Raw genomic sequence first — 25,507 nt, forward strand, 5'->3', positions numbered from 1 at the left:
CCGTCAGATCTCGAGCCATTCGCCGGCCTCGACATCTTCGAGCGCGTAGTAGTAGATCTCAGAGCTGTCGATCACCGCGTAGGCGTCGATCTGCGGGTCGTGGATGACCCGCCGGTTCGTGTCGATCGCCACGTCGACGAGGTCTTCGAGCGTCAGGATCGAGATGTACTGCTTCTCTGAATCTGTCGGGAACTGGCCCCGTGAGATCCACTCTGCGTGCTGATCGTGGGCGATCCGGGTCCGAAGTTCTTCGGGGTCGGCGCGACCTTTGACCTGAGTCACGGCGCCTGCAAGTCCGAGGAACAGGAGTCCGAGGACCGCCAGGCTCCCGTATTCTATCGGATTGGGCTGTTGGGTGATCTGACTCGTGACAGTCGTCGACTCGGTCTGTTGGGACTCGAGCGTCCCGTCAATGTAATACGAATCGCCGGAGATCACGAACGGTGTCGTCGACTGCAACGAGCCCTGGTACGCGTCGGTGCTGTAGGTGACGTTCAGCAGGAGGCGAAGCTGGAACGTTCCAGCGTTGCCGACTTCCTCGATGAGGGTCGCGAGAGTGGTCGAGACGTCGGAGATGTTCGCCGATGCCGACTCAGTCGCGAGACCGTCGGTCACCTCCTGTGACGTGTTGACGACCGTCCGTGTGGAGCGGTAAAACGGCTCGCCGCCTCGAACTCCGAGCACTTCCAGTTCCAACTGCTGCCGAACCGTCACTGGCTGTCCGGATGGCACCGACGTGTTCACCGTGAGGGTTAGCTCTGGCGAGAGGGGCGTGAAGTACACCGATCGGTTCTCGATACGCTCTCCTTCCTCATACAGATCCGTCGGCTGCGTCACCATCGCACTATCTTCGACGCGAGTGCTGAACGTCTGCTGGTTGGTCTGCTCTGTCAGGGTCTGCGTCGTCGGAGTGATAAAAACGTAGGCTGCAGCAGCCAAACAGAGTACACCGATAACGAGGAGTACGCCGATGACAAGCCGGTCGTTCTCGCTGAGAAACAGCTTGGCACGGTGTTCAAACGCCATCGCTATTGATACGGTGTAGACAGAGGGAAGTCGCGCGACGACTGAGCAAATCCATACATCATTTCGCTGCTTTCGCAACAAAACTTTTGTTGTCCCTGTTGTTAGGGTAGGCAGGTACCAGTGGGTATGGCAAGAGAATCTCCTGGCGACGACGACACGACAAGCACGTCCTTCGAGGCGTGGCTCGACCAACAGGCCGAGAGCCAGGGGATGACGCGCGAGGAGCTGTTCGAACAGTTGGTCTCGTCGTACTGGACGCTCAACGAGATGACACAGTTACTCGGCGAGTCTGGTGGTGGCGGTGCACCACTCTACAGTCAAGGAGACCTGTTCGACAACGGAAACCACTCCTCGGGAGGGTCGAACGCACCGAACCGAGAGAGCGACCCGAACGGCCGGAGAGAGCGGGCCACAGACGATCGACAGAACCCGGACCGAGTACAGACCGATGCCGAAACTGACCTGGAAGAACGAATCGACGACCTCCAGGGACAGCTCGATACCGTCGAGTCCGACCTCGAGACTGAAATCGAGCGTGGACAGACCCGTGACCAATTGTTCGACGCTCTCGCAGATCGGCTGACAGAAGTCGAAACCGAACTCGGCGAGATTGCGACAACGACGGAGTCCTCCCAGGAAGAGCTTTCTGCACGCATCGAACAACTGCGGGCGGACCTCCTCGAGCGGCAGCAGTCATTGGCGGAAGACCAAGACCAGGTGGAACAGTGGTTGAACACGGAGTTCGACAGTCTCCAAACGATTCTAGAGTACCTGCTCAACCGGACTGACGAACTGGCCGCAGAGGCCTCGAGCGCCGAGTCGCGCTACGAACGAGAAGTCGAACGGCTCCAGGCCGAACGGGAGCGGCTCGACTCGCTCAAGCGCGAGGCTGCTGAACACGAGGTCCACGAAGGCGCGTGTGAAGCCTGCGAGGAAACTATCGACCTCGATCTGCTCGCTAGCCCACAGTGTCCGCACTGTGACGCCGTCCTGACCGGGATCGACTCCGAACAGCGGTGGTGGTTCTTCACCGATACCGTGGTCACGGTTCGCGATTCGACGGACGAATCAGGCGGTCTGACCGAGTCGTTCGAACAGCGGTCTGATCCAAATCTGAGACGAGAGCCAACGGTCGAGGAGAGCGAAGACGCCCCCTCAGAGCAAACGGCCGGAGAGAGCCCGACACCTTCGTCGGCCGACCTCCGAAGCGACTCGAAGCCGAGTGAACGGCAGGGGTCCTCAACCGAACAGCCCGCCGGAGAGAGCGAAAAAAGTGCCCCGGAGTCGATCGATCTGGCCACGCCGTTCGGTGACGGCCGCGACCCCGACGAACAGAGCCGGGATAAGGACGGTGCTCGAACGAACGAAAATGGCGACTCTTCCGGGGGCGACGCCTCCGACGCCTCGTCGTTCGAGTTTGCGAACGAACCAAAGTCAACCCGTGACAGCCCGGTAGATGATTCCGGCGAAGACGACAGGTCAGAGCAAACTGCGAGCCCGTTCGGCGACCTCGACGATCTACGGCACGAAGAGAACAGAAGCGGTGGAAGTGAGTAACCCCGCCCTCCTCGACCCGTTTTTCCGCGGAACCCGCTCCGAACTCAGCAGGGCCGATTCTGCGCGCACGATGTAAAACAATCGGCGTGTCGGTGGGGAGAAGACCCAGACCTCAGAGCGGTTGCGGCCTCGCCCGTGAGTTATCGTCTCCCGGCTGTGGTGAGAATATCCACACCCACGCCGGGAGTTCGATGCAGATCGTCCCCTCTAGCGGGACCTGCTATGTCGCGATCTTCACTGACATCGGCTATGCGTAGGCGGTCCTGATGGACTGCGCGATTCGTCTTCGCGAACCGCTCTCAGGGGTCGAAGACCTCAGAGCAGCGAGATGGATCCGTCTTCATCGAACTGCAGCACCGTATCGAACAGCGACTCGAAGGTCCCGATGTCCTGATCGTCGAGACGGTCGGGATCGAAGTGGAAGTGCGCGCGTGCGCCGGCTGATCGTACTCGGCCCCGGAGGACGTGGAGGAACCGAAAGACGCGCTGCCGGTCTTCGTTGAGACGGAGCAAATCGGAAAGCGAGTGAAAACAAAGCGTCGTCTCACCCGGAGCCCCCTCCCAGTCGGTGAGCACTTTACTGGTCACGATACCGATTCGGCGGAGGTCTTGCGGGCTGGGAACGGTCCGAATGTCGACCGGTCCGTCGTACTGCTCGTAGTTGATCTCCCGGTCGTAGTTTCGAACGTCAACGACTGCGGTCTTGGCGACCTGATCGGATAGATAGTTCTCTAAGACTGAAAGGCGTTGACTGGGTGTCTTCGTGATCGCAATCACGAGCAGGTTGACTGGCTCTCCTCGGGCCGAGGACATCAGCCGCGAACAGAGGCTCTGCTCGACTGGCACATCAGAGGGTCCGCTGAGAAGTACGTTCGACGCTTCACCGGTCAGCTCCAAGACAGCCTCTGTCTTCGGGTCTAACGACTCGTTGCCCCTCGTATCGTCGGAAACGAGGTCCCACTCACCGCCACTGGAATCTCCAGACCCTCTCTCTGCCCCACGCCGTCTGATCGAGTCGGCTAACTCCGAGAGCGACTGTCTGTCGGTTGATGGGTCACGATCGGTACCCGAATCCCCGTTGAGATCATCGACAAGGTCCGAAAGCGACGAGGATCGATCGTCGACTGCGGAAGCGTCCTCCTCGTCGTCAGGCATACGAGAATCTACTGGAGCGTTGCAATAAAACTTAGCGTCTGGAAGCCACGAACCGCGGATCTGCAAGCCTGTTCCGCCGACCGAACGGAGTGTCCTCTCGCTCGTCCGTCATTGTATTATCAAATATTCGCCATATCCGTACCGAAACGTCTTTTTTTGCGCTCTGAGGCGATCCATTATGGATCTGAACGAAATTCGGGTTGTCGTCACCGGCGGGGCGGGTCTTATCGGCTCCCACCTGGCTGACCGACTGAGCGACGACAACGACGTCATCGTCGCCGACGACCTCTCGAAGGGAACCCGCGACCGCGTCCCCGACGGTGTCGAATTCGTCGAAGCTGATCTGACCGACCCGAACGACGTCGCTCGCGTCGTCACCGACGACGTCGACATCGTCTTCCACCTCGCGGCGTACACGGACACGAACTACGAGGAGCCCCGCCAGCTGTTCGAGGAGAACTCAGAGATGACCTACAACCTCCTCGAACGGATGGACGACGTCGGCGTCGAACACTTCGCGTTCACTTCCTCGTCGACCGTCTACGGCGAGGCCCCGCGGCCGACGCCCGAGGACTACGCTCCTTTAGAACCCATCTCGATCTACGGTGCGTCGAAACTCACCGACGAGGCACTCTTATCGACGTACACGCACTCCTACGGAATGACGGCCTGGTGTTTCCGCTTTGCGAACATCGTGGGTCCCCGCCAGCGCGGAAACGTCATCCCCGACTTCATCGAGAAACTGCTCGACGATCCCGAAACACTGGAGATTCTCGGTAACGGCCGCCAAGAGAAGTCGTATCTTCACGTTACCGAGTGCGTCGACGCGATCTGTCACGTCGTCGAACACGCGGACGACGAGTTGAACACCTACAATCTGGGCACGCGAACAACCACGTCTGTCAACCGAATCGCCGACATCGTCGCCGACGAGATGGGGCTCGATCCCGAGTACACCTACACCGGCGGTGATCGCGGCTGGACGGGCGACGTTCCGAAGATGCGCCTCTCCATCGAGAAACTCGCCGCACTCGGCTGGGAGCCGAATCAGTCCAGCGACGAGGCGGTTCGACGCGCGACGCGCGAACTCTTCGCGGAACTTCGATCTGAACACCGCGAGTAACCAGCGGCTGTCGAACGCTTCGCTCGGGCGGGCGACCGATACACATCACCGAGATGTCACGTGGAAACTACTATGCGGGTGTGGGGCCTCTGCGTAGGTGATGTCAGACGAGCGGACACCCCACGACTGCGAGGACCTCCTCGCCCGACTTGACGATCCGAGCTGTCAGTACTGCGACGGCCAACTCGGGATTGGCCCGTACAAAGGATCCGACGCAGTGCTCTGTGAAGCGTGCGGGACGCCCGCGATTCGGGTCTGGTAAGGACAACCGACTGCCATCCACGGACGATACGTTCGATCCGTCGTTCAGTTACCTCCAGCGAGGGCGGCCTGGGAAGGAAGCAGGAGTCAGCGACCGACCGTTACGCCCGTCGTTGGTCGACGGTCGCACTCATAAAGAAGGCGTTGAAGACGGTCTGCGCGCCGACGACGATCGCGGTGAAGGCGATCACGTCGCCCGTCGCCATCGGTAAGCGCTGGAAGCCGGTACTCGCCCACCGGATCACGAGCCACGTCGCGTACACCGCCCCGGCGGTGAAGATCAGCAGGCCGATCGTCGACATCCGTTCGAGGTTCATATGCTCGACGACGGCGGTCGTCACGATGTCTGTCGGCCGCTGGATCGGGTCACTGGTGAGCGTCGCGAACACGCCCATACTCGCCACTTGATACGCCAAGAGCGTGAACAGCGATCCGGCGATCGCTGAGTGGATTCCCAACGTTACCCCGCCGATCGAGACACCGTACGTCGCTGCCAGCATCACGCCGATCCCGAACAGCCCCATCAGCGCACCCGGTACCGAGAAGAGGTAGTTCGGGGCGTTCAGGAGCATAAACCGGACGTGTCGCCAGCCGTCCTGAAAACTCTCGAGTGTCGCCTCCCCTTCGCGTTCGTGGTACGTAATGGGGATCTCCTCGATCGTCAGATCCTGTGCCCCCGCGGCCATAATCATCTCCGAGGCAAACTCCATCCCGGCCGTTTCCAGATCGAGTTCGTCGAGGACGTCCGCACGGAACGCCCGAAATCCCGAGTGTGCATCACTGACGCCCGCGCCGTAGAAGACGTTCAGGAACTTCGTCAGGAGGGGATTACCCACGTACTCGTGCAGCGGGGGCATCGCGCCGTCTCTGATTTCGCCCTCGAGACGACTCCCCATCACCATATCGGCCTCACCGCGGACGACCGGATCTAAGAGTTCGGGAAACTGCTCGAAGTCGTAGGTGGTGTCGGCATCGCCGATGATGATGTAGTCGCCACGGCAGTGCTGGAACGCGTACCGATACGCGTACCCGTAGCCCGGTTCGTCCGGTTCGACGACGATCGCTCCCGCCTCGCGGGCGATCTCGGGCGTCCGATCGACCGAGTCGTCGCTGATGACGACTTCGGTCGAGTACCCCGACCGGCGGACGGCGTCTTTGACCAGCTCGATACACGTCTCGACGCCCTCCTCTTCGTTCATCGTCGGCATCACCACGCTGACCGTCGGCTCGACGTCGCTCTCGGGCCCGAGGAGGATATTGTCTGTCTCTCCCTCTTTGGACAGCGCTACGCTCGCCGATTGGTGTTCACCGGTCGACTTTGTAGAGACCATAATCTGGAATTCTCCGTCCGCAACTGTCAGCAACGCTGTCGGATTCGTCTGCGTTGGATCACTGTGGTATCTGGCAGGAGTGCAGGCACCTCCTGTTGACCACCGTACGACGCCCCACCCCGACACCGTGACATACGTTCCTAAGACACGAGTTACAGGATAAAAATGTTTCTCCATTAACGGGTTTGAGACTGGCGGAGCTCCTGATATATTGATCAGTCCCAGTCAGCACCGGCTCCCTTTCACGTGGACGTTCAGCGTCTCTAGCACAGAGACTGTGAAGTAACAGTTGGGGCTCCTCGATATTCCTCAGTATCAATAAGTATATTACCGTGTGATACGGCCCCGAATTGCGTTCCAGTAGAGTGGATTCACTTCGCCTGTCGACGGAATTTCTCCCCCCGTGGGGCCTCAATTCGCTTCGAGGTACGGCTCACAGACTCGGCGGACTCCCTCCTCGAAGTCGATCTCGGGTTCCCACCCTGTGGCCTCACGGATCTTCGTGATGTCCGCGCACGTGTCGTGGACGTAGTTCTCCAGCGGGATCGGTTCGTACGTCGGTTCAATGTCTCTCTCGAGCACGTCGTTGATCAACTCGACCATCTCGTTGAACGAGTATGGATCGCCCGTGCCGAGGTTGTACACGCCCGTCAGTTCTTCCTCGGCGGCCCGGCTCAGCCCGCGGACGATGTCCTCGACGTGCGTGAAGTCACGGGTCTGGCTCCCGTCGCCCCACAGCACCGGCGACTCGCCGCTGGCGATCTGATCGGTGAACTGCGAGACGGTGTTGGCGTACTCGCCTTTGTGCGCCTCGTTGCCGCCGTAGCCCTGATAGACCGAGAAGAACCGCATCCCCGCCAGCGTGACGTCGTCGTAGAAGTCGTTGTAGTACTCGGCGTATCGCTCCCGTCCGAGCATCGAGGCGTCGTAGCCCGTCGACGCCTCGAGGTCCATATCCTCGGGACTGGGTTCGGTCCGACTGCCGTACGCCGAGGAGGTCGACGCGTAGACGAACGTCTCACACCCGTCGGCGTACGCCTGTTCGACGACGTTGACGAACCCTTCGATGTTGACTCGGGCCCCCTTCCGGGGGTTTTCTTCGAGCATCTGCCGCGAGGACAGCGCCGCGAGGTGATACACGACGTCGACCTCAGTCGGAAGGTCGTCGTCGAGGACGTCCGCCTCGACGTACTCGACGTCGTCGGCGAGGTTCTCGGGTGTCCCGAGATACCCGTTATCCAGTGCGACGACGTCGTTGTCCGCCGCGAGCGTGTTCGCGAGGTTCGAGCCGATGAACCCCGCCCCGCCCGTGACGAGAACGCGTTCGTTCTGCATACGTACGTGGAATCTGTCACTCCCAATAAATCTGTATCGTCCGAGCGGAGAGCCGGTTCGGGTCCTCAGACGTCGGTGCTACGGGAACGAAATTTCTGGCCAGAGAACGCCTGCGCCGGTTCGATTAATCGAGACTGCCCAGGAAACCACCACCGCCGTCGCCTTCCTTGCTGGCGCGTTCGGTGGTCTGTTCGTCGTCACTCCGGTCGGAGTCGGGCGATTCGTCGGTGTTCTCCGCATCGGCTTCGTCCTCGGTTTCCGCCGAAGGCGTCTCGGCGTAACAGGTGATCCCGACGGTCTCGCCGCCGCGATCGGTCTCGACGGACCACATCTGCCCGCAGCCCAGGAGCGTTCGCCAGTCGTCGCCGGTCCGCTGCGAGACGGACACGAGGATCTCGTCGGTTTCGGCGTCGCGGCCGGCGTACTCGATGCGGAGAAGTTCCCCGTACACTTTCAGTCCGGAGGGTGTGTCGAGCCGGACCGGGGTCGCGTCGGTTTCGCCACTCGGACCCTCGACGACGACTTCGACGACCGGGGCGTCCTCGTCGGGGGTGGTGTACGTGACTTCGAGCGAGTTACCGGCGAGTTCGACGTCGGTGAGGTCGACGAACGAGGCCGACCGTCCCGTCACATCCGCGATCCGCTGCCGGAGCGGTTCGAGCGGCAGTCGGACGGTGTCGGAGCCTTCGGGCATCTCTTCACGGTCCTACAGCGGGCAGACGTATGACTCCACCGACGTCAAGTTGTCCGTTCGGGATCCACGCTGCTGCGATACCGATTCCACCCTGGACTCCCGGCCGGATCACCACCCCGTTTCCTCGATTTCCTTCAGCCCGTCCAGGAGCCGATCGACGTCTTCGACGGTGTTGTAGACGTGCAGCGACGCGCGAATCGCCCCCTCGGGGTCCGGGAGCGAGCGGATCACCACGTCGTACTCTTCGGTGAGCCGTTCGACGGTCGCCTCCGGATCGTCGACGCTCACCGTCACGAGTCCGGATTCGGGGTCACGCGGGCTAATCAGTCGCCCGGTCGGAACGCCCTCGACGAGCCGGTTCGCCAGGTCGTCGATGTGCGATTCGATCGTCCCCATCCCGATCTCTTCGAGGAAGTCGATCGCGGCCGAGAGGGCGGCGTACGGGGCGGGGCTCGTGGTGCCGACCTCGAAGCGGGGCGCTCCCGCTTTGAGCTCGTAGTCGTCGGGGCCGGCCTCTTCGACCCCGCGGTAGCCTACCTGTCCGGGGTGGAGGTCCCCCGCGACGTCACCGTTGACGTAGAGGAATCCTGCGCCCCAGAGCCCCATCATCCACTTGTGGCTCGCCATCGCGACGGCGTCGGCGTTCCACTCGCTCACGTCGAGCGCCGTCTGGCCGGGGACCTGGACGGCGTCGACGAGGACCCGCGCACCGGCGTCGTGAGCGTCCGCAACCAACTCCGCGACCGGCAGGTGCGTCCCGAAGTTCCACGTGAGCGCGCTGAGGCAGACCAGTTTCGCGTCCTCGATCGCCTCGCGGTACGCCTCGCGGTCGATTCGCCCCTCACTCGTCGGGACGACGCGGACCTCGCCGCCGTAGCGCTTCAGGCGCTGCCAGGGGAGGACGCCCGCGGGGTGTTCCAGATCCGTCCGGACGACCGCGTCGCCCGGCTCCCAGTTGATCGCCGAGGCGATGCGGTTGATCCCGTCGGTCGTGCTCTGCGTGAGCGCAATCTCCGTCTCGTCAGCCCCGACGAACGACGCGACGTCGGCGCGGGTCTGCTCGTACCGGTCGAAGGCGTAGGGGTACGGACCGGGATCGCCCGCCGCGTCCCACTCGTGGGCTTCCAGCGTCTGCTGAGCGGCTTCGACGACAGGACGCGGACTCGGCCCGCTCGCACCCGTATTCATGTACCGCACGTCGTCGAAAGCCGGCACGGCGTCTCGAACGTCGGCTGGCGTCGTCATCACTCTCCCATCGCTCCGTCGTCACTTAGTCTCTGCCGACGCGGCGGCGCCCCTACGGGAAGCGCTGGCGTGTGTCCCGGTATCGCGTCTCGCATCGAGCGAGGCGCTTATATCCGCAGAACGCGCGAGTACTATGCGTGTTCGTCGGACACGGGATGCTGGCGTTCGCCCTCGCGGCGCTGTTCGCCGAGTGGCGAGGCTGGCCGGCGCGCCGCGCGCTCGTCTTCGGCGTCGTCGCCGGCGCGTTCGCGACGCTGCCCGACGTCGACGTCGCGTACGCGCTGTTCGCCATCGACGGGATGACGGTCGTCAGGGCCGCCGATCCCGACGCGTTCTGGAGCGCAGCGAACCGCGTCCACCGGTCGATCACTCACTCCGCGGTGATCGCGGCTCTCGCAGCCCCGGCGTTCGGACTGGTGACGACGCGGACCGCGGACGCTCGCCGTCTGTGGGTCTCCCGCGCTGTCGGCGTCCTGGCGCTCGCGGGACTGCTCGGCGTCGCCGTCGCCGTGAGCGGCACGCTCGGCGGGATCGTGATGAGCGCGTTCGTGCTCGGCGGCGTCGTGCTCGCGGCCGCCGTCCGTCGATCGACGCAACTCTCGGCGCGAGCCCTGGCCGTCGCGGCCCTGATCGGGCTGTTCACGCACCCGTGGGGCGACCTCTTCACTGGGGAGCCGCCGGCCCTGCTGTACCCGTTTTCAGTCCCCGTCTTCGACGGCCGACTCGGACTCGCGGCGGACCCGACGCTGCATCTCCTCGGGGCGTTTGCCGTCGAACTCGCCACCATCTGGTTCGCGGTCTTCGTCTTCGCTCACCTGACCGGCCGCTCGATCGGGACGCTGTCCGATCCGAGCGTGACGCTCGGTGCGGCCTACGGCGCGGCACCACTGCTGTTGATTCCCCCGACGCTCGACGTCTCGTATCACTTCGTGTTCTCGATACTGGCGGTGGGCCTGGGCTGCGCCGTGTTCTCGTGGCTCCGGTCGGCGTCCCGACCTCGCTTCGGGCTACCGCGGCCGACCCAGCGACCCGACCGCTCTGCCGCGCTCTCGTTCGTGACGGTCGGACTCGCGGGCATCACGGTCGCACTCGCCGGGTACACGGCCGTGTATCTGGTGCTCTGATACCGTTGTCACCCTCCCGGCGTCGATCGCTCTCCTCACGGGGGTGACGACGCTGTCGCTCAGTACCTGAGTGCCGAAAAATGTCCACCAGACGACGCTCCGACGTTCACTCGTGTACCCCTACCCGCGCGCCCGCCGGAACGACGTCCGCTTACCGTACGGGACTTGTTTCGCGAATTCGGTAAAAGTCTTGTGTAACCGTGTAGGCTACCCCACCCTACTCGCTCACGGCTTCGCCGTTCGCTTTGTTGCGGGTGGGGCTTTCGCGTGGACTCCCGCTCTGGCCGGAATCCCCGGCAGAAGGTTCATATCCTCCCTTCGCGTTCAATATCCCGCGATTCAAGCGCACGCCTACGGGTGCGCCTCCGCCGTCCCCAGTTTGGTTACGGCGGAGATACCGCAGTCCGATGTTCTTTGCCGCGTTGTAGTCGGCGTGGTTCTCGTAGCCGCAGTTCAGGCACGCGAAGTCCTCGCCGTCGCGGTTATCCGGGTGCGTGAACCCACAGTGTGAGCAACAGCGTGACGTATTCTCCGGGTCCACCTGCTCCACGTCGATGCCGTGCATCTCGGCTTTGTATTCGACGTACTCGCACAACCGCCCGAACGCCCACTTGTGCCCCCACGACGCACCGGAGAGTCGATCGCGGATGCCGGTCAACTCCTCGAAGGCGATGATCGTGCAGCCGTTCTCGGTGGCTTCTTCGATGATGCCGTTGGCAATTCGGTGAAGTATCGTCTTGTACCGCCCCGTCTCTTTCCGACCGACTGCTTGGATGTTCTCGTGAGCGTGGCGCGACCCACACCGCTGGAGTGACGCCCGCCGTTTCTCGTACTCCCGTCGCCAGTGGTCGAACTTGTGACCACTCCAGAACGTTCCCGTCGAAGTGACCGCGAGTTGGTTCACACCGAGGTCAACGCCGAGGACTGTGCTGTGCCCGATCGTTGCCTGTTCCGGTATGTCGGACTCCATCTCCGCCTTTGTGCGGAGATGAAGGAACCAATCGCCGTCCTTGTTATGGAGTTCTGCTCCCGTCAGCTCGTAGTCGTCGTTGTCGAGATACCGGCTGTGAGGTGTGTCGCGGTCCTCGTCGGGCAGGACGTACTCAACGTCGAGACGTCCGTCTATCGTGGCGAGGGAAACGTGGTCGTCGTGGAAGGTCGCACACCGCTTGTCGTACACGACGGTTGGGTTCGAGAAGTGTGGTTTGCTAGCGTACTCGCCTTGCTTCCAGCGGGCGAGGACGCCCTGTACGGCGTCGGCAGCCTTGTTGCGAGCGTTCTGGACAAGGTTGGCGTGCAACCGCGTCTGTTCACGCACGTCGTCGTAGGTTTCCTCTTGTAACTGGGCCTTGCTCGTTGTCTTGTATTCGCCCCGCCATGCGTGGTCCACGACGTAGTTAGCGGCCCACAGAAACTCATCGACTGTTTCGCGGAGAAGTGCGGCTTCGTCGCTGCCTACGTCGAGTTTGACCGGGACAGTGCGCCGCATCTCCATATGTCAGATGTATACTTGATGATTCATTAACGTCGGGGAGAAAGGACGGCAACAGTTCGTGGTCTGTTGCGGAGTTGTCGGCTTCCTCTCCGGCCTCGAAGCTGCTGACGCCCGCAGGCGGGTGCCGACGGAGCCGACCGGACGGGGAGCGCGATGGATCGTGGGGTGTCTCGTGCGCTGCGCTCCCCGTCCGGTCAGTTTACATCATTCCGCCGCTGGCGTCCTGTGCGACGAGCAGATCGAACTGGGTGTCTGCGGGCTCGTCGTCCGGCGAGAGATAGCCCGCCGCGAAGGCGGTGTAGACGGCACTGCCGTTCAGGCTCACGTCGAACTCCGCGACGACGTCTCCGTCGTTGCTTTCGGTGTCCCCCCGGATCTGAACGGTGTAGTCGCCGCCCGGGACCTCGACGGTGCCGGACTCGCTGTAGGCCACGCCGTCGAAGAGGAGGTCGCCGGCCGCGACCGTGACGTCGACTGCGGGCGCGTCCGGCGAGGCGTGGACCACTCTGAGTCTGGCCGTGTCGTCGCCGGGCGTCGCGGTGTCGTCTTCGAGGATCAGCGGCTCGAAGGCCTGGTCGGCCTCGTCGCCGATTTCGCCGATCGCGGCGACCGTGTACGGCTGCCCGGATTCGACGGTCACCTCGCCCTCGAAGACCGACGTGTCGGGGTCGCCCGCGGCGGTGATCGCGACGGTTCTCGTCCCGGCGGGCACGTCGAGGTACGAACTCGTGACGCCGAACGCGACGTCTTCGAGGACTACACTGTCGTCGACGTAGACGTCCACGTTGGGGGCGTTCGGCGACAGATGCGACACGCGAACCGAAGCGGGATCCTCGTCCATTCCGTCGTCCGACATCCCGCCCGTGTCCTGCGACAGGAACAGGTCGAACTGGGCGTCTGCGGGTTCGTCGTCCGGCGAGAGGTAGCCCGCCGCGAAGCCGGTGTACGCCTGACCGCCGGCGAGATCGACGTCGAACTCGGCGACGACGTCGCCGTCGTTGCTCTCGGTGTCACCGCGGATCTGGAGGGTGTAGGTGCCAGCAGGGACCTCGACGGTGCCCGACTCGCCGTAGGCGACGCCGTCGTAGAGTGCATCGCCGCTGGATGCCACTGTCACGTCCACCGCGGGCGCGTCCGGCGACGCGTGCACGAGTCGGATGCGCGCGGTGTCGCCACCCGGAGCGGCGTTGTCGTCTTCGAGGATCAGCGGCTCGAAGGCCTGATCGGCATCGTCGCCGACCTCGCCGATCGCGGCGACGGTGTACGACGCCTCGGCCGCGACGGACACCGCCCCGGAGAAGACCGCCGTCTCCGGGCTGCCGGCCGGCGTGATCTCGACCTGCCGTTCGCCCGCGGGCACGTCGAGGTAGTCGCTGACGGCCCCGAACGCGACGTCTTCGAGGACCGCACTGTCGTCGACGTAGACGTCCACGTTGGGGGCGTTCGGTGAGAGGTGCGCGATGCGGACCGCGGCCGTTCCCATCGGCGTCTCTGTGGCGGTTTCAGTCGGTGTGGGAGTGGCCGTCGGAGTCGCCGTCTCGGTCGCGGTTTCGGTGTTGCCGCCGCCGGATCCGCACCCGGCCAGGCCGGCCATTACGCCGGTACCAATTCCGAGCAACACTCGCCGCCGCGAGGTGGAAGAGCTGTCTCGTGACATCCAATTCGACGATCGTATGACAGACTGATAATGTATTTCGCAACTCGGACTCAAATCTCCCTCAATTCGGCATAATATCCGTCGAGAATGCCGCTACCGCGAGTTCCGATTCCCGCCCCCGAAAGGACTAAATGCGCTTTGTTCGGAGTATTGAACAGTCACACGGGAGCCACCCGAGACCGGAAAATCGAAGTATGCGAACACGCACGACGGCCGGGCAGATGGCAATCCCCGCGATCCCGAGCAGCGGGTCCGCAGCGCCGCCGTCGGGATATCCGTCACACTGCGCCGGTGTCGGTGGATTGATTACCGCGTGCGGAGTACGTCGGCAGGGATGGAAACGGTCCTCTGGCAGACCCTCGCCGGCACACGCGGAGGGCCGAACCGTGCCCGCATCCTGCGCGCGCTCGACGAACGCCCCCGAAACGCCAATCAGTTGGCCGAAGAGGTCGACCTGGCGTACAACACGATCAGACACCACCTCGAGGTCCTCGAGGACAACGGGATCGTCACCAGCAGCGACGCAGACTACGGCACGATCTACCTGCCCAGCGATCGGGCGAGAACTCACTGGGAGACTATCGAGACGATACTCACCCGCATTGAGGAGTAATATGAGTCACACAGAACCGTACCGACGTTCGCGTTCGAGACCGCCCGAGACGGACGGGGGCGAGAGTCGATGACGCTGATGCTGGATGCGGCCCGAGTCGCCGCGGGCATCAACATCGTCCTCTTGTTGGCCGTGCTGCGGGTGTGGATCGGCACCTATCGAGAGATCCGCGCGCCGTTCACGCTGGCGTCGATGGTCTTCGCGACGTTCCTGTTGGCGGAGAACGTCGTCGCGCTGTACTTTTATTTCACCGCTCCGGCGATGCCGACGGTGGCCGTCCAGGTGATGATGCTGTTGCAGATCCTCGAGACCGGTGGAATCGGCGCGCTGACCTATATGACCTGGCAGTAACGCCGCTGGCTCCGGCAATCGACGCCCCCGGCCCGACCACTTACCTCGCCGCCGGCCGTTGATCCGGTGTGTCACTCCACAACGCCAGCGACACGTTCGATATCGGGGGCGAACTGACCGTCCACCGGCTCGGATACGGTGCGATGCGACTCACCGGCGAGGACGTCATCGGCGAGCCGGACGACGTCGAGAACGCGCGGCGAGTCCTCCAGACGGCGGTCAGCCTCGGCGTCGACTTCATCGATACGGCTGATTCGTACGGCCCGGGCGTCAACGAACGACTGATCGGCGAAACTCTCGCCCCCTATGCCGACGACCTCGTCGTCGCGACGAAGGGCGGCCTCGTCCGCAATCGCGAGGGCGAATGGCTCAAGCGCGGTGATCCGGCCTCACTCCGCAACGCGGTCCTCTGCAGTCTGGACCGACTTCGGACCGACACGATCGACCTGTATCAGTACCACCGCGTCGACCCCGACGTCGACATCGAGGACTCGGTGACCGCGCTCGCGGAGTTCAAAGACGACGGGGTGATCGACCATATCGGCCTCAGCAACGTCAGCGCAGCGCAGCTGGAGACGGCCCGCGAGATCGTCGACGTCGCGACCGTGCAGAATCAGTACAACCTCGGGAACCGCGACGCCGAGGCCGTCCTGGAGATCTGCGAAGCGAACGACATCGGCTTCATCCCGTGGTTCCCGCTCGGTGCGGGCGATCTCGGCGAGAAAGAACAGGTCCTCGCGGACGTCGCGGACGCCCACGACGCCTCGCCGTATCAGATCGCGTTGGCGTGGCTCCTCCAGCACTCGGACGTGATCCTTCCGATTCCGGGGACGTCGTCGGTCTCGCACCTCAAGCAGAACGTCGCCGCCTCCCATCTGGAACTGGCCGACGAGGAGATGCGACGACTCGACGAGTGAGCTGCCGTCCGTAATCGTCCTCACGGCTGAAAGTTTTATTTGTATGTCACGTATATCTTCATCTGGAAAGGTCAATGGCCCAACCAGAACTCGACGGCCCAGACGTCGATCTCGTTGAGCGTGAGCCACTCCCCAACGACCCGCAGGCGTTCCCCGCCATCCTCCCGCCGATTTCGCACGAGACGCGAGTCCTCCATCTGGATTACGTGTGCTCGCCGACAACCCGCCTCCAACAGTGGCGCGATAGCACCGCTACGACGCCGGCCAAGATCGGCATCGTCCATACCGGGTATGCAGTCCCCGACCCCCACCCCGTCACGGATCTGAGCGAGTCAGCCGACGTTTCCACGGACTTCACGTACGTCTCCGAGCCCGGTGACCTCTGCCAACTCGGGCTCGAACTGGTGAAGTTCTTCGAGGCCTCTCCAGCGGAGAGTCCCGCGGTCGTCTGCGTGGATTCGCTCTCGGTGATGCTTCAGTACGCGTCGGTGAAGGACGTCTGTCAGTTTATCGCGCAGTGCGGTGCGTGTCTGGATGCTCACGACGCAATCGCTCGGTTCAAATTCAAGCCAGCAGTCCACGACGACGAGACCGTCGAACGGATCCGAGCGCGGATATCGGGGTCATTGCGGGCGTGATGGTCACGACGGGGACATACGACTGCCCGTCTCCGGACTACCGGGAGACGATTCCAACGTCTGGCGTCGTGGGCCGAATACGAGGACCGGTACCGATATCTCACTTACCGCGGGTGTGACGCCCGTGGACAGGACGACGACCCCCTAGGACGGAGATGTCACGCCTGATCGGTGAGATCGGCCGAGCGGTATTGATCCCGCAGTATGTGGTAGGACTGTTTCAGCCGTTCCTCGTATGCTGGACGGTCCCAGGGGTCCCAGGTGTACTCGGCCGGGCGAACCACGCTCCCGTCTCGCTCCGGAAGGTGATCGGTCAGGTTCGTCGAGCCACCGATGTCGGCCGCGCGTCCGTCCCGGGCCGCGTCCGGGACGAACGTCCCGACGCTGACCGTGAGGTAGTCGAAAGCAACGGTACTCAACCCTTCACTCCAGTCGGTCGCAATCCGCCGTTTCGTTGAGGGGTCCGCGATGTTGAGCAAGATCCACGGGATTCGCCCCTCGATACGGTTTCCGGCGGCGTCGACGTGGACATCGGTGAGCGAATCGTACGCCTCCGACTCGGGATTGCCGTTTCCGTACCGGAGCTTCCCGGTCTCGACGGCCTCGAACGGCACTTCTTCTCCGGTCGCTGGGACTGTATAGCCGCGGTTGATCACTTCCCGGACGGGTACGAACCCGGCGGATCCATCCCGATAGTCGTCGAGTGGAAGTCCGGCCTCGTCGCCGAACTCCCGGGCGAACGCGTCATAGCTCGATTCGACGAGGAGTCGTGACTCGGTCGGCCCAGCCAGATGGGCGATGAAGTCCGCTGTCGTTCACCGGTCTCGGAAGAGTCCCCAATCCGATCGACGGCGCGGATGTGCACGAAAGCCCCGAATCAGTGAGCTAGCACCGGCGGCGATCGAAACGGTCGGCGGTCGCTCCTTCCATTCGGATCGTCGCGATACGCTTGGGAAATATGCTCTCGATTTCGATTATGACGGGGATCTGACATCCAAATCCGGAGTTCAGGACGGATCAGTCGGTGCTACAACGCACAGGGCACCGACTGCAGTCGATGGCACTACCGCCGGTTGATACTGTCGGACAGAACTATGTGAAAATTATCGGCACCTCGTGGGTGCCAAAATGATTCACGAACTTCTGTCCGACAGTATGAGTACAACGGCAATTGCGAGGAGATCGATCACACCCAGGACCGCCCCAGTCGCGAGATATGGCCGCCACAACCCAGAGATATCCACAGCGAGTCTGCGCAGGAGTGGTTCAGGAATGAGATCTCCCATCGATATCGCGATCTGCGCACCGACGATCCACGCGACTGAGATCGCGATCACACCAAGTGCTAATCCTTCTTCATTCGTCATCGTCTGCTCTCTGTGGTAACTGCTATTAAGTTCGTCTGTTTGACAGTTCGTTGATCGGTGCTCGCCTGCCAGTCGGTCTTTTGATTTCCGTCATCATGTCCGGGGATTGCACGCTGAGGCTGACAAGGCCGTCCGTCGAACCGAACTCACCGTCAGACGAGTGTTGATGAATCGGGCCCGCTGGCCCGTTCCCACAGGTCCGTGTGTCTCCTGGGGCCCATACGCCGGCATTCCCAACTCAGGTGGACTACATCACACATAAGTGAATCGACCAACTCGGGGCAGTCGCGATCTGAGCTTCCGCTAACGGCCAATTCAGATTCATCAACATCTGCCGCCCACGCGTAGCAGAACGCTCCGCTCTCACGTTTTGATAACTAACTCATATTATTCAGAAAGAAAGTAAACTGATCCGACCCCGTCCCCAGTATTTACGTTATGATGGAACCTGGTGGATTCATTGACTGTCTCCGAAGTCGAACGGCGGGTCTGGCCATAGATTTATCTACGTGTTCGCTAGTTAACTATTTGAGACGCCCCGTGAGGCAGTATGTCCGACAACCCCCCTGCACAATGTCCCGAGTGTGGGTCGCTCGCGATCAGAGTTGCCCGAATCCCGCCGTGGAAACACGACCGTGGTGAGGAGTGGTTCACCCAGGCCGAATGCCGGCAGTGCGACCAGTACCGAGAGTGGTTCAGCTAACAGAGCGATCCCGGCGGAGTGACTCGCATACATCACACGTTTCCAGCGGTGCGAGGTACTACCTCACGCCTTCAGTGGTGGTCTACTGACGTAGTTATTCGTCCTGTTGCTGCTGTTGCAGTTCGTAATAGAGGCGCTGAACGTCAACGATATCCACATCGCTGATGTTGTTGTAGTTATAGCTCGCTGGGTAGGTCTGGATCGCTGCCGTCTCCCGGTTCACGTAGAAGGCCTGGACGTCAGCTACGGTGAAATTTCCGTCGCCGTTGACGTCCTCAAGGTGCCCATCGTCATCAATGTCAGTGGGGGGACCGGCGTACTCCGAGCGAACAACCGGGGCCGTGGTAGTGAGTCGCGCCGTCGTCGTATTCGCGACCGTGTAGGAGATCCCGGCCGCTGTCGTGAGGTTCGTGACGGTCAGATCGAGCGTTGACTGTCCGATCGTGGACCCACCCACCGTTACCGTCGCGATCGTGACGTTGCCCGTCTCGTTGCCCGTAATGTCTGCTGCAGTCGCGTACACTGAGTTGCCGTCCTCCGCAATGGAGACCGTCTGCTGATCGGGCGCCCCAGCCAGGGTGAGGTTCGTGATCGTCGTTGCGCCGTCGGTCTGGTTGATTTGCAGTTCCCAGGCACCGATACCATCGGTCACGTTCGTAACCACGACATCGACGGACGCTGTCTCGGTTGCGGTGATCTGCTGTCTGCTCGGAGCGAGCGAGACGGTGATAGCTCCCCGTTGGAGAGCGAGCGTCCCGGCGGCGACCGTTCGGTTGTCGTTGCCCGCCACGTCAGTCGCGGTGATCGGGATCGAGGACGTATCGGGAACCGGCATCGCTGCGGACGCATTCACCGTGAACGTCCCCGTGTACTGGTCATCACCGTCAGTGTCTTCGAGCGCAACGTAGCCGCCACCGAACGCCGACGCGTTGGCTGTCACGGTCGCAATACCGCTGTCGGTGTCCGTCGCAGTGACGGTGACACGGACGCTGTCGCCGGTCGATACCGTTCCATCGCCGTCGGTCAGGTCCACAGCCGTCGCCGCCGAAAGTCGTGGGGGCTCCGTCTCAGAATAGGCGGTGGCTGCGACAACCGCGCCCGCATCGACGAGGCCGTGGCCAGTCGCATTGTTCGGGTCCGTGTCCCCGACAGTGTCGTTTGCGGTCGACTCGAGGCGCGAAATCGCCACCGGCGGCCGCAGCGATTCGTTTTTATCGAGCGCGAGTGCGAATACGCCGCCCGCGTGCGGAGCCGCGGCCGATGTGCCGAAAAAGGGGTCGTAAACGCTCGTCGAGACGCCGTCAGGGGCAACCACATCTGGCTTGATGCGACCGTCTATCGATGGGCCTCGCGCAGAGAACGGTTCGACGGAGTTGTCGCCGTAGTACGTCGCACCGACGGTTAATACGGCGTCGGTTGTGGGGTTTGTGACGCTCCGTGCTGTCGTGTTCGGGGAGAGTGACCCACCGGGACCGAAGACCGTGAGGTTGAGCGGCTTCGTTCCACTCTCGCGTCTGATCGCGACGTAGTCTGTCGATCCGGTGGTCGAGACGCGTTCCACCGGTGCCCAGTTCCCGTCTTGGACGTTGTTCGTGCCGTTGATCGGATTAGTCGGGAAATCGCTCCGACTGTCGAACAGGTAGAGGTCCAGGTTCTGATCGCTCTGTGGCCAGTCGTCCCACTGGAGAAAGACCCTTCGGGTCCCTTCGCTGACTTCGATCAACTCTTTGTTCTCCGAAACGTCCAGCCAGTCGTCGCCGTCACTGTCTCGCCACCGCCCGTGCCAGTGTCCTCCGTCGCCGTCGTTGCCCGCTGAGACGCTCCACAGCGTCCCGTTTGCGGCGGATCGCTCGAACTGGCGGTTGAACCGGCCGCTCCCGTCCATCGGCCCGGCGTTGTACCACGACAGCGACATCACGGCCACCTCCGCGGAGGTGTTCTCCCGGATGTAGTCCATCGCAGTCGCCAGTTCGATCCCGGTGTCGATTTCGATCAACACGAGCGACACGTTGGGCGCGGTGTCGACGACGAGTTCCGAAACGGCGGTTCCGTGGCCGTCGTCTCTCGTGTCGAACGGCCCGGCCGGATCGTACGTATCAACCACGCTGTCCGCGATCGCGGGGTTCGAGGCGTTGAATCCGCGGTCGACATCGACGACTGCCACGGTGACGTTGTCGCCGTACTGTCCTGCAGCGTAGGCCGGCGAGACGTTCATCTTCGAGAGGCCTTCGCTCACGTTACCGCCGCGGGTGATGCGTCGTGGGACGGGCGTGTTGGGCCGTCGGATCCGTTCGACCGCCGGGGAGTCAGCGATCGCCGTTAGCGACTGCCGTGGCACCTGTGCTTGGACGAACCGCCCGTGCTGGAGCATAACCGTCCCAGAGTTGTTGCGGACGCGACCGGCGACCGCGCCAGTTTGTCTCGGCGCGGCCGTGACGATCACGTCGACTGTCTCGGCGCTCGATGCGGTGGTCACTCCCCTCGTTGTTATCCCGTCGGCACCGCCACCGCTGCTGCGCTCTCCACCAAGCAACCCAGCCGCGATCTTGGCCTCAGGCGACAGCCTCGTCCCGTCGGTCGTGTTCGATTCGCTGCGGTTGTCAGCCTCCGTGGAGGTGTTCGTCAACTGCGTCTGTGATCCCGCCTCGGCGGTGGTTGCACGTCCGGGGACCCGCTCTTCTACTCCAACAGCGGTATCCAGGGTGGGGGACGAGCCGAAAGACCCCGCCAGTGCCGGCGCTGGGGTCGCCGCGAGGAGTACGACGACAGTCATAACGACGGTCGCGCTCTGTGTCATTTCAGGTCGCCTGCGGCCGCGTCGGTGGCTTGACTGTGGTGACGTTTTCGTGCCGTGCCAGGCCAATGAGGTCGTCGACCGCGACTGACCCTTGGATACGGCTGCCGCTGCGTAGTGCGACGTCCACCGCAAGATCAGTGGGTAGCGACCGGCCGCTAGCCACCTTGATCACCACCTGTACCGAGCCGTTTTCGTAGACGAGGCTCTGCTGATCGGCGTAAGCGGTGCGGTTCTCGGCGGTCACGAGACCGTAGAGTGATTGATCGAGGGCCGGCGGCCGGGATGGCGTCGTCGTGGCGGGAGAAGACGGCGTAGGTGACTGCGATGGGGAGGCCTGCGCTGTCGTTGGGGACTCTGCAATCGGCGATCCCCAGCCTGTACAGCCAGCTAAGAGGATCACGCCAATGGCCAGCAGGCGAGGATGCACGGCGCGCGAACGGGACGGCACTGCTTGCACAGGAGGGTCTCGGGAGTATAATAGTTGGCCTCAAGTGACACGACTGTGCAGACGGGGCTGCTCCTCAGATCGTAGGGGTGTCTTAGGGAGCTGACGTACCGGTTCACGTAGAGGCACGGCCGAGCAGGAGGAGTGCTGCACAGAGGAGTGCTGTCACCGTGGTGAGCGGTGCAAAGCCGGGTGCCTGCGAGCCCGTCGTTGCCGTCGCGGTCGTGATACGCGGTCCGGTAGTCGTCGGTGTGCTGGTCGGTTGATCGGTCGTCGTTGTCGGCGATTCGGGAGCTGTCGTTGTGGTGGGAGTGGTACCGCCGTCGCTGCCCCCGGTATCACCATCCGAGGGTTCCGACACCGAAAGATCGGCCCCGACAGTCGAACTGACGGTATACTCGATACCGGACTCGTCGCCGAGTGCGTTCAGTTGCAATCCGACGTCAGCGTCCCCGGCAGACTCGCCTCGCACGGTTGCTGTCCCCACGACGACCGCCTCGGAGTCGTTCGTATCCAGTCCATAGCCAGTCACTGTTGCCGAGGTATTGGCCGCGTTCGTCCGGACATCTACCGTGTTCGCGGATTCGTCGAGTGAGACGTCGGTGATCGTGGCTACGCTCCCGTTCGATACCGTGACGGTCGCGTTCACCGCACCGACACCGCCACTGGCGTTCCCGACGACGATCTCGACTGTCGTCGTCGACCCGGCAGTAATCTCACCCGTTGCCGATGTGAGTACCACACCGGTGTCTCCAGCCCCGGCTGCGGCACCCGAAACCCCCGCAACAACGACTATCGCTGTGCACACGAGGACAACACCCCAGCGGATGGTAGCGTTCATTTCGGGTACCGGATATCAATTAGGTGAGTACCGCAGAGCGAAATAATTGTTTGGCTCGCTTTCTTCCGAAGCGCTCCCGGGGTCATTGGCCCAGCCGAATCCACACCACGATCGTCGTGACACCGACGGCGAGCAGTCCGGTGAGCGCCCCGAACCCCGGTGATCGCGTCGAAACAGACCGTGACGACTGTGCTGCTGTCATCGGTGTCGCGTTCGTGGCCCCCGTCGCTGTCGACGCCTCGTCAGGTGCTGCGTCCGGATCGTCCCCAGCTGCTGTCGTCGACTGCGACGTCCCTGCCGCTGTCGTGCTGCCTGTGGTGACCTGAACATCGGCAGGTCCCGGAGACGACCCGGTGGCCGTCGGCGCTGCTTCCGTGACGGCAGTGGACTCTGTCCCGCCGCCAGTACCACTGGCAGTCGTGGTCGACGGGCGGGGTATGGTGTCGGCCAGTCCCGAGCCGGAGCACGCGACTGAACTGTTCCAGCCACTGCGGCGAGCACGGTGAATGCTTCGTACTCGACTCCGAGGGGGCCGCGTCCAAAGACCTATCAAAATTCGTGTGAAGAGACGAATATGTCCCGCGGGGTCCCGCTGACAGTGCTCGTTGCCCTCGTGATCGTCCTCTCGGTAGCTCCCGGGACGGTGACAGCGGACGCGGAGACGAACACCACGGTCGAAGCCACGACGAGCATCGACACACCCTCCCGCACGCTCACAATTCTGGGACGGGACTTCAATGTCTCGTCGTTAGGTCGCGTTGAGGAAGGCACCGAAGTGAGTGCCGACGTGACACGCCCTGGTGACGATGGGTTCCGGGTACATCTGTACGACTACGATGGCAACCCGATTACGACGATCGAGGGCAACAGCAACGGAACGTACACACTCGGGGGAACGGACACGCTCGATCCTGGGACGTACCTGCTCGCTCTCTCGATCGACGGGAGTTTCGAGCGGGTCCAACCGGTCGTCGTCTCGGGCTATCAGTTCGCGGTCGATGCGCCCGCGGAAGCCTCTCCGGACGATCCCGTCTCGATCGATATCGAACTGACCGGTGATGCCTCGCTCCCGAACTACGTCGAAGTCGTCGTGATGAACGACTCGATGCACCGCTATACGGCCGCTCACATCGTCGACACCAGACAGTACTCCGTAATCGTCGACGACCTCGAGCCGGGAGAGTACCGCCTGTACGTGAGCGCAAACAACGACAGCCAGGTCGCGGGGGTCAGTTCAGTGCAAGCGATGACGATCGGCGCGGGCGAAACAGCCACTTCGACGGCCCCACCGCCGGCTACGACTTCGACCGGCGATGCTGGATCGAGTACTACCCGACAGTCCGTTGCAGTGGGAACCCCCTCGTCGACGACTCGGCCTGGATCTCCCCCCACTATCACGACACCGGCGGCCGCGACGTCGATACCGTCTCCCACACCGACGGGCGATGCTGTGTCTGGCACGAAGACGGGAGACGCATCGACATCAATGGCAACAAGAGCAGATCGACAGACGCCGGGCTCGCCGGACGCACCGGATACCGCCGATGCGGCTGATCTGGACGACGGATCGGCTACCGCAGTGACCAACGGTTCAGTCGACTCACCGACCCGCACAGCAGCGGCTACGCCGGGGTTCACCGTTGTCACGGCGGTCGTCGGGTTCGCGCTGCTGTTCGTCGCCAGACTGCGTGCTTGACGAGGCTCGGGGGCAAGAGCCTCTGGCTGACGCGTCGGATCGGTTGGTGAAAAGTATTTGTGCCCAGTTATCAAACACGATAAAACCTGTCAGCCGATAAAGTTTTTATTATTGACCATACTCGGTGTCATATGGCAATCTGGGGGCATCCGGAGTTGTCACGACCATTGGGTAGTATATGGGAGCTGATCCAGTCACGAGGATGGACAGGACGCGATTGGTGGTGACGGCGGATGGGGGCCTCAGCAATCCGTCAGAGCGGCCGAACAGTGCTGGTAATCGCTTTCTGTGTGTTTCTCACGACGAGTCCGGTGGCCGGGATCGGGCTGTCGTCACCGTCGGATACGGCGCAGCAATCGGCGGTGACAGACGCTACTGCTGGTCAGACTGATTTTACCGACGTCAACGCATCGGAGCTTGAGGGGTCGGGAACGCCGAGTGATCCGTACAACATCTCCAACGTTTCGGAACTGCAGGCGATGGAGGATGAGCTTGATGCGCACTACGAACTCGTCTCGGATATCGATGCTTCAAATACCTCAACGTGGAAGAGCGGAAACGGATTCGCTCCAATTGGGGACGACTCTCGGGAGTTTGTGGGCACGCTCGACGGTAATGGATACAACATTGACCAACTCTCTATAAATCGCTCCTCAACGAGCCGAGTCGGTCTCTTCGGACGGACTGATAACGCGACGATTCGTGATGTTACCCTCACTGAAGCGAACATAACCGGACACAAGCGCGTCGGCGCCCTCGTTGGCTACAGTCACCAGACGACAGTGCACGGTGCGTCTGCGACCGGTCACGTGTCGGGCAACGAGAGTGTCGGTGGACTGCTCGGGTACAACAACGGACATAACTCGCTCGTCACGCAGTCGACTGCGAACGCGAATGTCACCGCCACATTCCGGATGGTCGGATCCCTCGTCGGAGGAAACGACGGAAATGCTACCATACGGCAGTCAACAGCAACAGGGAGTGTCGATGGCGGTGACCTGGCTGGCGGGCTCACGGGCCTTAATGACGATAATTCCACTATTCTAAACACCTACGCGACGACGAATGTCAACGGGTCGTCAAGTATCGGTGGGTTGGTGGGTGTCAATATACGGAATGGTACGATACATAAGTCA

The 25,507-nt window shown here is 62.5% G+C and carries 23 protein-coding genes and 1 pseudogene; 11 read left to right on the plus strand and 13 right to left on the minus strand.

The annotated features are described in order from the left end of the window. Positions 1–3: 3 nt before the first annotated feature. Positions 4–939, minus strand: coding sequence for a DUF5305 family protein (locus BLU74_RS07420; protein ID WP_245705757.1), 936 nt, complete (start codon positions 937–939; stop codon positions 4–6). Positions 940–1,152: 213 nt separating this feature from the next. Here BLU74_RS07420 and BLU74_RS07425 point away from each other — a divergent pair, with 213 nt between their 5' ends. Beyond that, positions 1,153–2,583 carry a hypothetical protein gene (locus BLU74_RS07425; RefSeq protein WP_089766642.1) on the plus strand — a complete coding sequence of 477 codons (1,431 nt, stop codon included), beginning with the start codon at positions 1,153–1,155 and terminating at the stop codon, positions 2,581–2,583. 315 nt (positions 2,584–2,898) lie between these two features. Here the strand turns inward: BLU74_RS07425 and BLU74_RS07430 are convergent, their stop codons facing one another. Continuing rightward, on the minus strand, positions 2,899–3,738 hold the full coding sequence (locus tag BLU74_RS07430; protein WP_089766643.1) for a DUF7504 family protein: 840 nt from the start codon (positions 3,736–3,738) through the stop codon (positions 2,899–2,901). A 178-nt stretch (positions 3,739–3,916) separates the two neighbouring features. Between BLU74_RS07430 and BLU74_RS07435 the strand changes: the two genes are divergently transcribed. Both BLU74_RS07435 and BLU74_RS18885 read left to right on the plus strand, forming a co-directional pair. Then, positions 3,917–4,861, plus strand: coding sequence for an NAD-dependent epimerase/dehydratase family protein (locus BLU74_RS07435; protein ID WP_089766644.1), 945 nt, complete (start codon positions 3,917–3,919; stop codon positions 4,859–4,861). 100 nt (positions 4,862–4,961) lie between these two features. Continuing rightward, entirely contained in the window at positions 4,962–5,123 is a 162-nt protein-coding gene (locus BLU74_RS18885) for an HVO_A0556 family zinc finger protein (RefSeq protein WP_175454586.1), read from the plus strand. A gap of 100 nt (positions 5,124–5,223) precedes the next feature. Here BLU74_RS18885 and BLU74_RS07440 read toward each other — a convergent pair whose 3' ends face one another. The 4 genes from BLU74_RS07440 to BLU74_RS07455 form a co-directional block, all read right to left on the minus strand. After that, positions 5,224–6,453 (minus strand): glycosyltransferase, encoded by a 1,230-nt coding sequence (locus BLU74_RS07440; RefSeq protein WP_089766645.1) that lies wholly within the window; start codon positions 6,451–6,453, stop codon positions 5,224–5,226. A gap of 411 nt (positions 6,454–6,864) precedes the next feature. Continuing rightward, positions 6,865–7,788: an NAD-dependent epimerase/dehydratase family protein gene (locus tag BLU74_RS07445; protein WP_089766646.1), complete on the minus strand. Its 924-nt coding sequence runs from the start codon at positions 7,786–7,788 to the stop codon at positions 6,865–6,867. Positions 7,789–7,912: 124 nt separating this feature from the next. Continuing rightward, positions 7,913–8,482 carry a hypothetical protein gene (locus BLU74_RS07450; RefSeq protein ID WP_175454587.1) on the minus strand — a complete coding sequence of 190 codons (570 nt, stop codon included), beginning with the start codon at positions 8,480–8,482 and terminating at the stop codon, positions 7,913–7,915. 108 nt (positions 8,483–8,590) lie between these two features. Continuing rightward, positions 8,591–9,727, minus strand: coding sequence for an aminotransferase class V-fold PLP-dependent enzyme (locus BLU74_RS07455; protein ID WP_089766647.1), 1,137 nt, complete (start codon positions 9,725–9,727; stop codon positions 8,591–8,593). 137 nt (positions 9,728–9,864) lie between these two features. On the opposite strand from BLU74_RS07455, the gene BLU74_RS07460 reads away from it, so the two are divergent. Beyond that, positions 9,865–10,851, plus strand: a complete 987-nt coding sequence (locus BLU74_RS07460) for a metal-dependent hydrolase (protein WP_089766648.1) — start codon at positions 9,865–9,867, stop codon at positions 10,849–10,851. A gap of 217 nt (positions 10,852–11,068) precedes the next feature. Here the strand turns inward: BLU74_RS07460 and BLU74_RS07465 are convergent, their stop codons facing one another. After that, on the minus strand, positions 11,069–12,346 hold the full coding sequence (locus BLU74_RS07465) for an RNA-guided endonuclease InsQ/TnpB family protein (RefSeq protein ID WP_089766649.1): 1,278 nt from the start codon (positions 12,344–12,346) through the stop codon (positions 11,069–11,071). A gap of 199 nt (positions 12,347–12,545) precedes the next feature. Continuing rightward, the gene (locus BLU74_RS07470) at positions 12,546–14,003 is read right to left on the minus strand and encodes a DUF4397 domain-containing protein (RefSeq protein WP_089766650.1); all 1,458 of its coding nucleotides are present in this window, start codon (positions 14,001–14,003) and stop codon (positions 12,546–12,548) included. A gap of 334 nt (positions 14,004–14,337) precedes the next feature. Here BLU74_RS07470 and BLU74_RS07475 point away from each other — a divergent pair, with 334 nt between their 5' ends. The 4 genes from BLU74_RS07475 (at position 14,338) to BLU74_RS07490 (ending at position 16,522) form a co-directional block, all read left to right on the plus strand. After that, complete coding sequence (locus BLU74_RS07475) at positions 14,338–14,616, plus strand: ArsR/SmtB family transcription factor (RefSeq protein ID WP_089766651.1); 279 nt, start codon at positions 14,338–14,340, stop codon at positions 14,614–14,616. A gap of 69 nt (positions 14,617–14,685) precedes the next feature. Continuing rightward, positions 14,686–14,967: a DUF8036 family membrane protein gene (locus tag BLU74_RS07480; protein WP_089766652.1), complete on the plus strand. Its 282-nt coding sequence runs from the start codon at positions 14,686–14,688 to the stop codon at positions 14,965–14,967. A 68-nt stretch (positions 14,968–15,035) separates the two neighbouring features. Next, positions 15,036–15,884, plus strand: coding sequence for an aldo/keto reductase (locus BLU74_RS07485; protein WP_089766653.1), 849 nt, complete (start codon positions 15,036–15,038; stop codon positions 15,882–15,884). Positions 15,885–15,958: 74 nt separating this feature from the next. Further along, on the plus strand, positions 15,959–16,522 hold the full coding sequence (locus BLU74_RS07490) for a DUF7504 family protein (RefSeq protein ID WP_089766654.1): 564 nt from the start codon (positions 15,959–15,961) through the stop codon (positions 16,520–16,522). Positions 16,523–16,680: 158 nt separating this feature from the next. Here BLU74_RS07490 and BLU74_RS07495 read toward each other — a convergent pair whose 3' ends face one another. Then, positions 16,681–17,136, minus strand: coding sequence for a hypothetical protein (locus BLU74_RS07495; RefSeq protein ID WP_139175674.1), 456 nt, complete (start codon positions 17,134–17,136; stop codon positions 16,681–16,683). Between the two features lie 519 nt (positions 17,137–17,655). Further along, positions 17,656–17,889, minus strand: a complete 234-nt coding sequence (locus tag BLU74_RS07500; protein WP_089766656.1) for a hypothetical protein — start codon at positions 17,887–17,889, stop codon at positions 17,656–17,658. A 550-nt stretch (positions 17,890–18,439) separates the two neighbouring features. Between BLU74_RS07500 and BLU74_RS18890 the strand changes: the two genes are divergently transcribed. Then, the gene (locus BLU74_RS18890; RefSeq protein WP_175454588.1) at positions 18,440–18,592 is read left to right on the plus strand and encodes an FmdB family zinc ribbon protein; all 153 of its coding nucleotides are present in this window, start codon (positions 18,440–18,442) and stop codon (positions 18,590–18,592) included. Positions 18,593–18,686: 94 nt separating this feature from the next. On the opposite strand, the gene BLU74_RS07505 is transcribed toward BLU74_RS18890, so the two are convergent. The 3 genes from BLU74_RS07505 to BLU74_RS07515 all read right to left on the minus strand — a co-directional run bounded on the left by BLU74_RS07505 (position 18,687) and on the right by BLU74_RS07515 (position 22,576). Next, positions 18,687–21,389, minus strand: coding sequence for a S8 family serine peptidase (locus tag BLU74_RS07505; RefSeq protein ID WP_089766657.1), 2,703 nt, complete (start codon positions 21,387–21,389; stop codon positions 18,687–18,689). A gap of 1 nt (position 21,390) precedes the next feature. Then, complete coding sequence (locus tag BLU74_RS18425; RefSeq protein WP_139175676.1) at positions 21,391–21,846, minus strand: hypothetical protein; 456 nt, start codon at positions 21,844–21,846, stop codon at positions 21,391–21,393. Positions 21,847–21,949: 103 nt separating this feature from the next. Beyond that, entirely contained in the window at positions 21,950–22,576 is a 627-nt protein-coding gene (locus tag BLU74_RS07515) for a hypothetical protein (RefSeq protein ID WP_089766659.1), read from the minus strand. Between the two features lie 673 nt (positions 22,577–23,249). Between BLU74_RS07515 and BLU74_RS07525 the strand changes: the two genes are divergently transcribed. After that, positions 23,250–24,371 carry an RAD23 family protein gene (locus BLU74_RS07525; protein ID WP_089766661.1) on the plus strand — a complete coding sequence of 374 codons (1,122 nt, stop codon included), beginning with the start codon at positions 23,250–23,252 and terminating at the stop codon, positions 24,369–24,371. A 914-nt stretch (positions 24,372–25,285) separates the two neighbouring features. Next, positions 25,286–25,351 (plus strand): annotated as a pseudogene (locus BLU74_RS19575) (GLUG motif-containing protein); the annotation flags it as partial. Between the last annotated feature and the right edge of the window lie 156 nt (positions 25,352–25,507).

It is taken from the genome of Halobellus clavatus (assembly GCF_900107195.1).
Classification (GTDB): domain Archaea; phylum Halobacteriota; class Halobacteria; order Halobacteriales; family Haloferacaceae; genus Haloquadratum; species Haloquadratum clavatum.

Bases quoted from the DNA above. Each gene is read 5' to 3' on its own strand.
- BLU74_RS07425 (WP_089766642.1), top strand. From the start codon at position 1,153: ATGGCAAGAGAATCTCCTGGCGACGACGACACGACAAGCACGTCCTTC.
- BLU74_RS07430 (WP_089766643.1), bottom strand. From the start codon at position 3,738: ATGCCTGACGACGAGGAGGACGCTTCCGCAGTCGACGATCGATCCTCG.
- BLU74_RS07435 (WP_089766644.1), top strand. From the start codon at position 3,917: ATGGATCTGAACGAAATTCGGGTTGTCGTCACCGGCGGGGCGGGTCTT.
- BLU74_RS18885 (WP_175454586.1), top strand. From the start codon at position 4,962: ATGTCAGACGAGCGGACACCCCACGACTGCGAGGACCTCCTCGCCCGA.
- BLU74_RS07440 (WP_089766645.1), bottom strand. From the start codon at position 6,453: ATGGTCTCTACAAAGTCGACCGGTGAACACCAATCGGCGAGCGTAGCG.
- BLU74_RS07445 (WP_089766646.1), bottom strand. From the start codon at position 7,788: ATGCAGAACGAACGCGTTCTCGTCACGGGCGGGGCGGGGTTCATCGGC.
- BLU74_RS07450 (WP_175454587.1), bottom strand. From the start codon at position 8,482: ATGCCCGAAGGCTCCGACACCGTCCGACTGCCGCTCGAACCGCTCCGG.
- BLU74_RS07455 (WP_089766647.1), bottom strand. From the start codon at position 9,727: ATGACGACGCCAGCCGACGTTCGAGACGCCGTGCCGGCTTTCGACGAC.
- BLU74_RS07465 (WP_089766649.1), bottom strand. From the start codon at position 12,346: ATGGAGATGCGGCGCACTGTCCCGGTCAAACTCGACGTAGGCAGCGAC.
- BLU74_RS07470 (WP_089766650.1), bottom strand. From the start codon at position 14,003: ATGTCACGAGACAGCTCTTCCACCTCGCGGCGGCGAGTGTTGCTCGGA.
- BLU74_RS07475 (WP_089766651.1), top strand. From the start codon at position 14,338: ATGGAAACGGTCCTCTGGCAGACCCTCGCCGGCACACGCGGAGGGCCG.
- BLU74_RS07480 (WP_089766652.1), top strand. From the start codon at position 14,686: ATGACGCTGATGCTGGATGCGGCCCGAGTCGCCGCGGGCATCAACATC.
- BLU74_RS07490 (WP_089766654.1), top strand. From the start codon at position 15,959: ATGGCCCAACCAGAACTCGACGGCCCAGACGTCGATCTCGTTGAGCGT.
- BLU74_RS07500 (WP_089766656.1), bottom strand. From the start codon at position 17,889: ATGACGAATGAAGAAGGATTAGCACTTGGTGTGATCGCGATCTCAGTC.
- BLU74_RS18890 (WP_175454588.1), top strand. From the start codon at position 18,440: ATGTCCGACAACCCCCCTGCACAATGTCCCGAGTGTGGGTCGCTCGCG.
- BLU74_RS07505 (WP_089766657.1), bottom strand. From the start codon at position 21,389: ATGACACAGAGCGCGACCGTCGTTATGACTGTCGTCGTACTCCTCGCG.
- BLU74_RS07525 (WP_089766661.1), top strand. From the start codon at position 23,250: ATGTCCCGCGGGGTCCCGCTGACAGTGCTCGTTGCCCTCGTGATCGTC.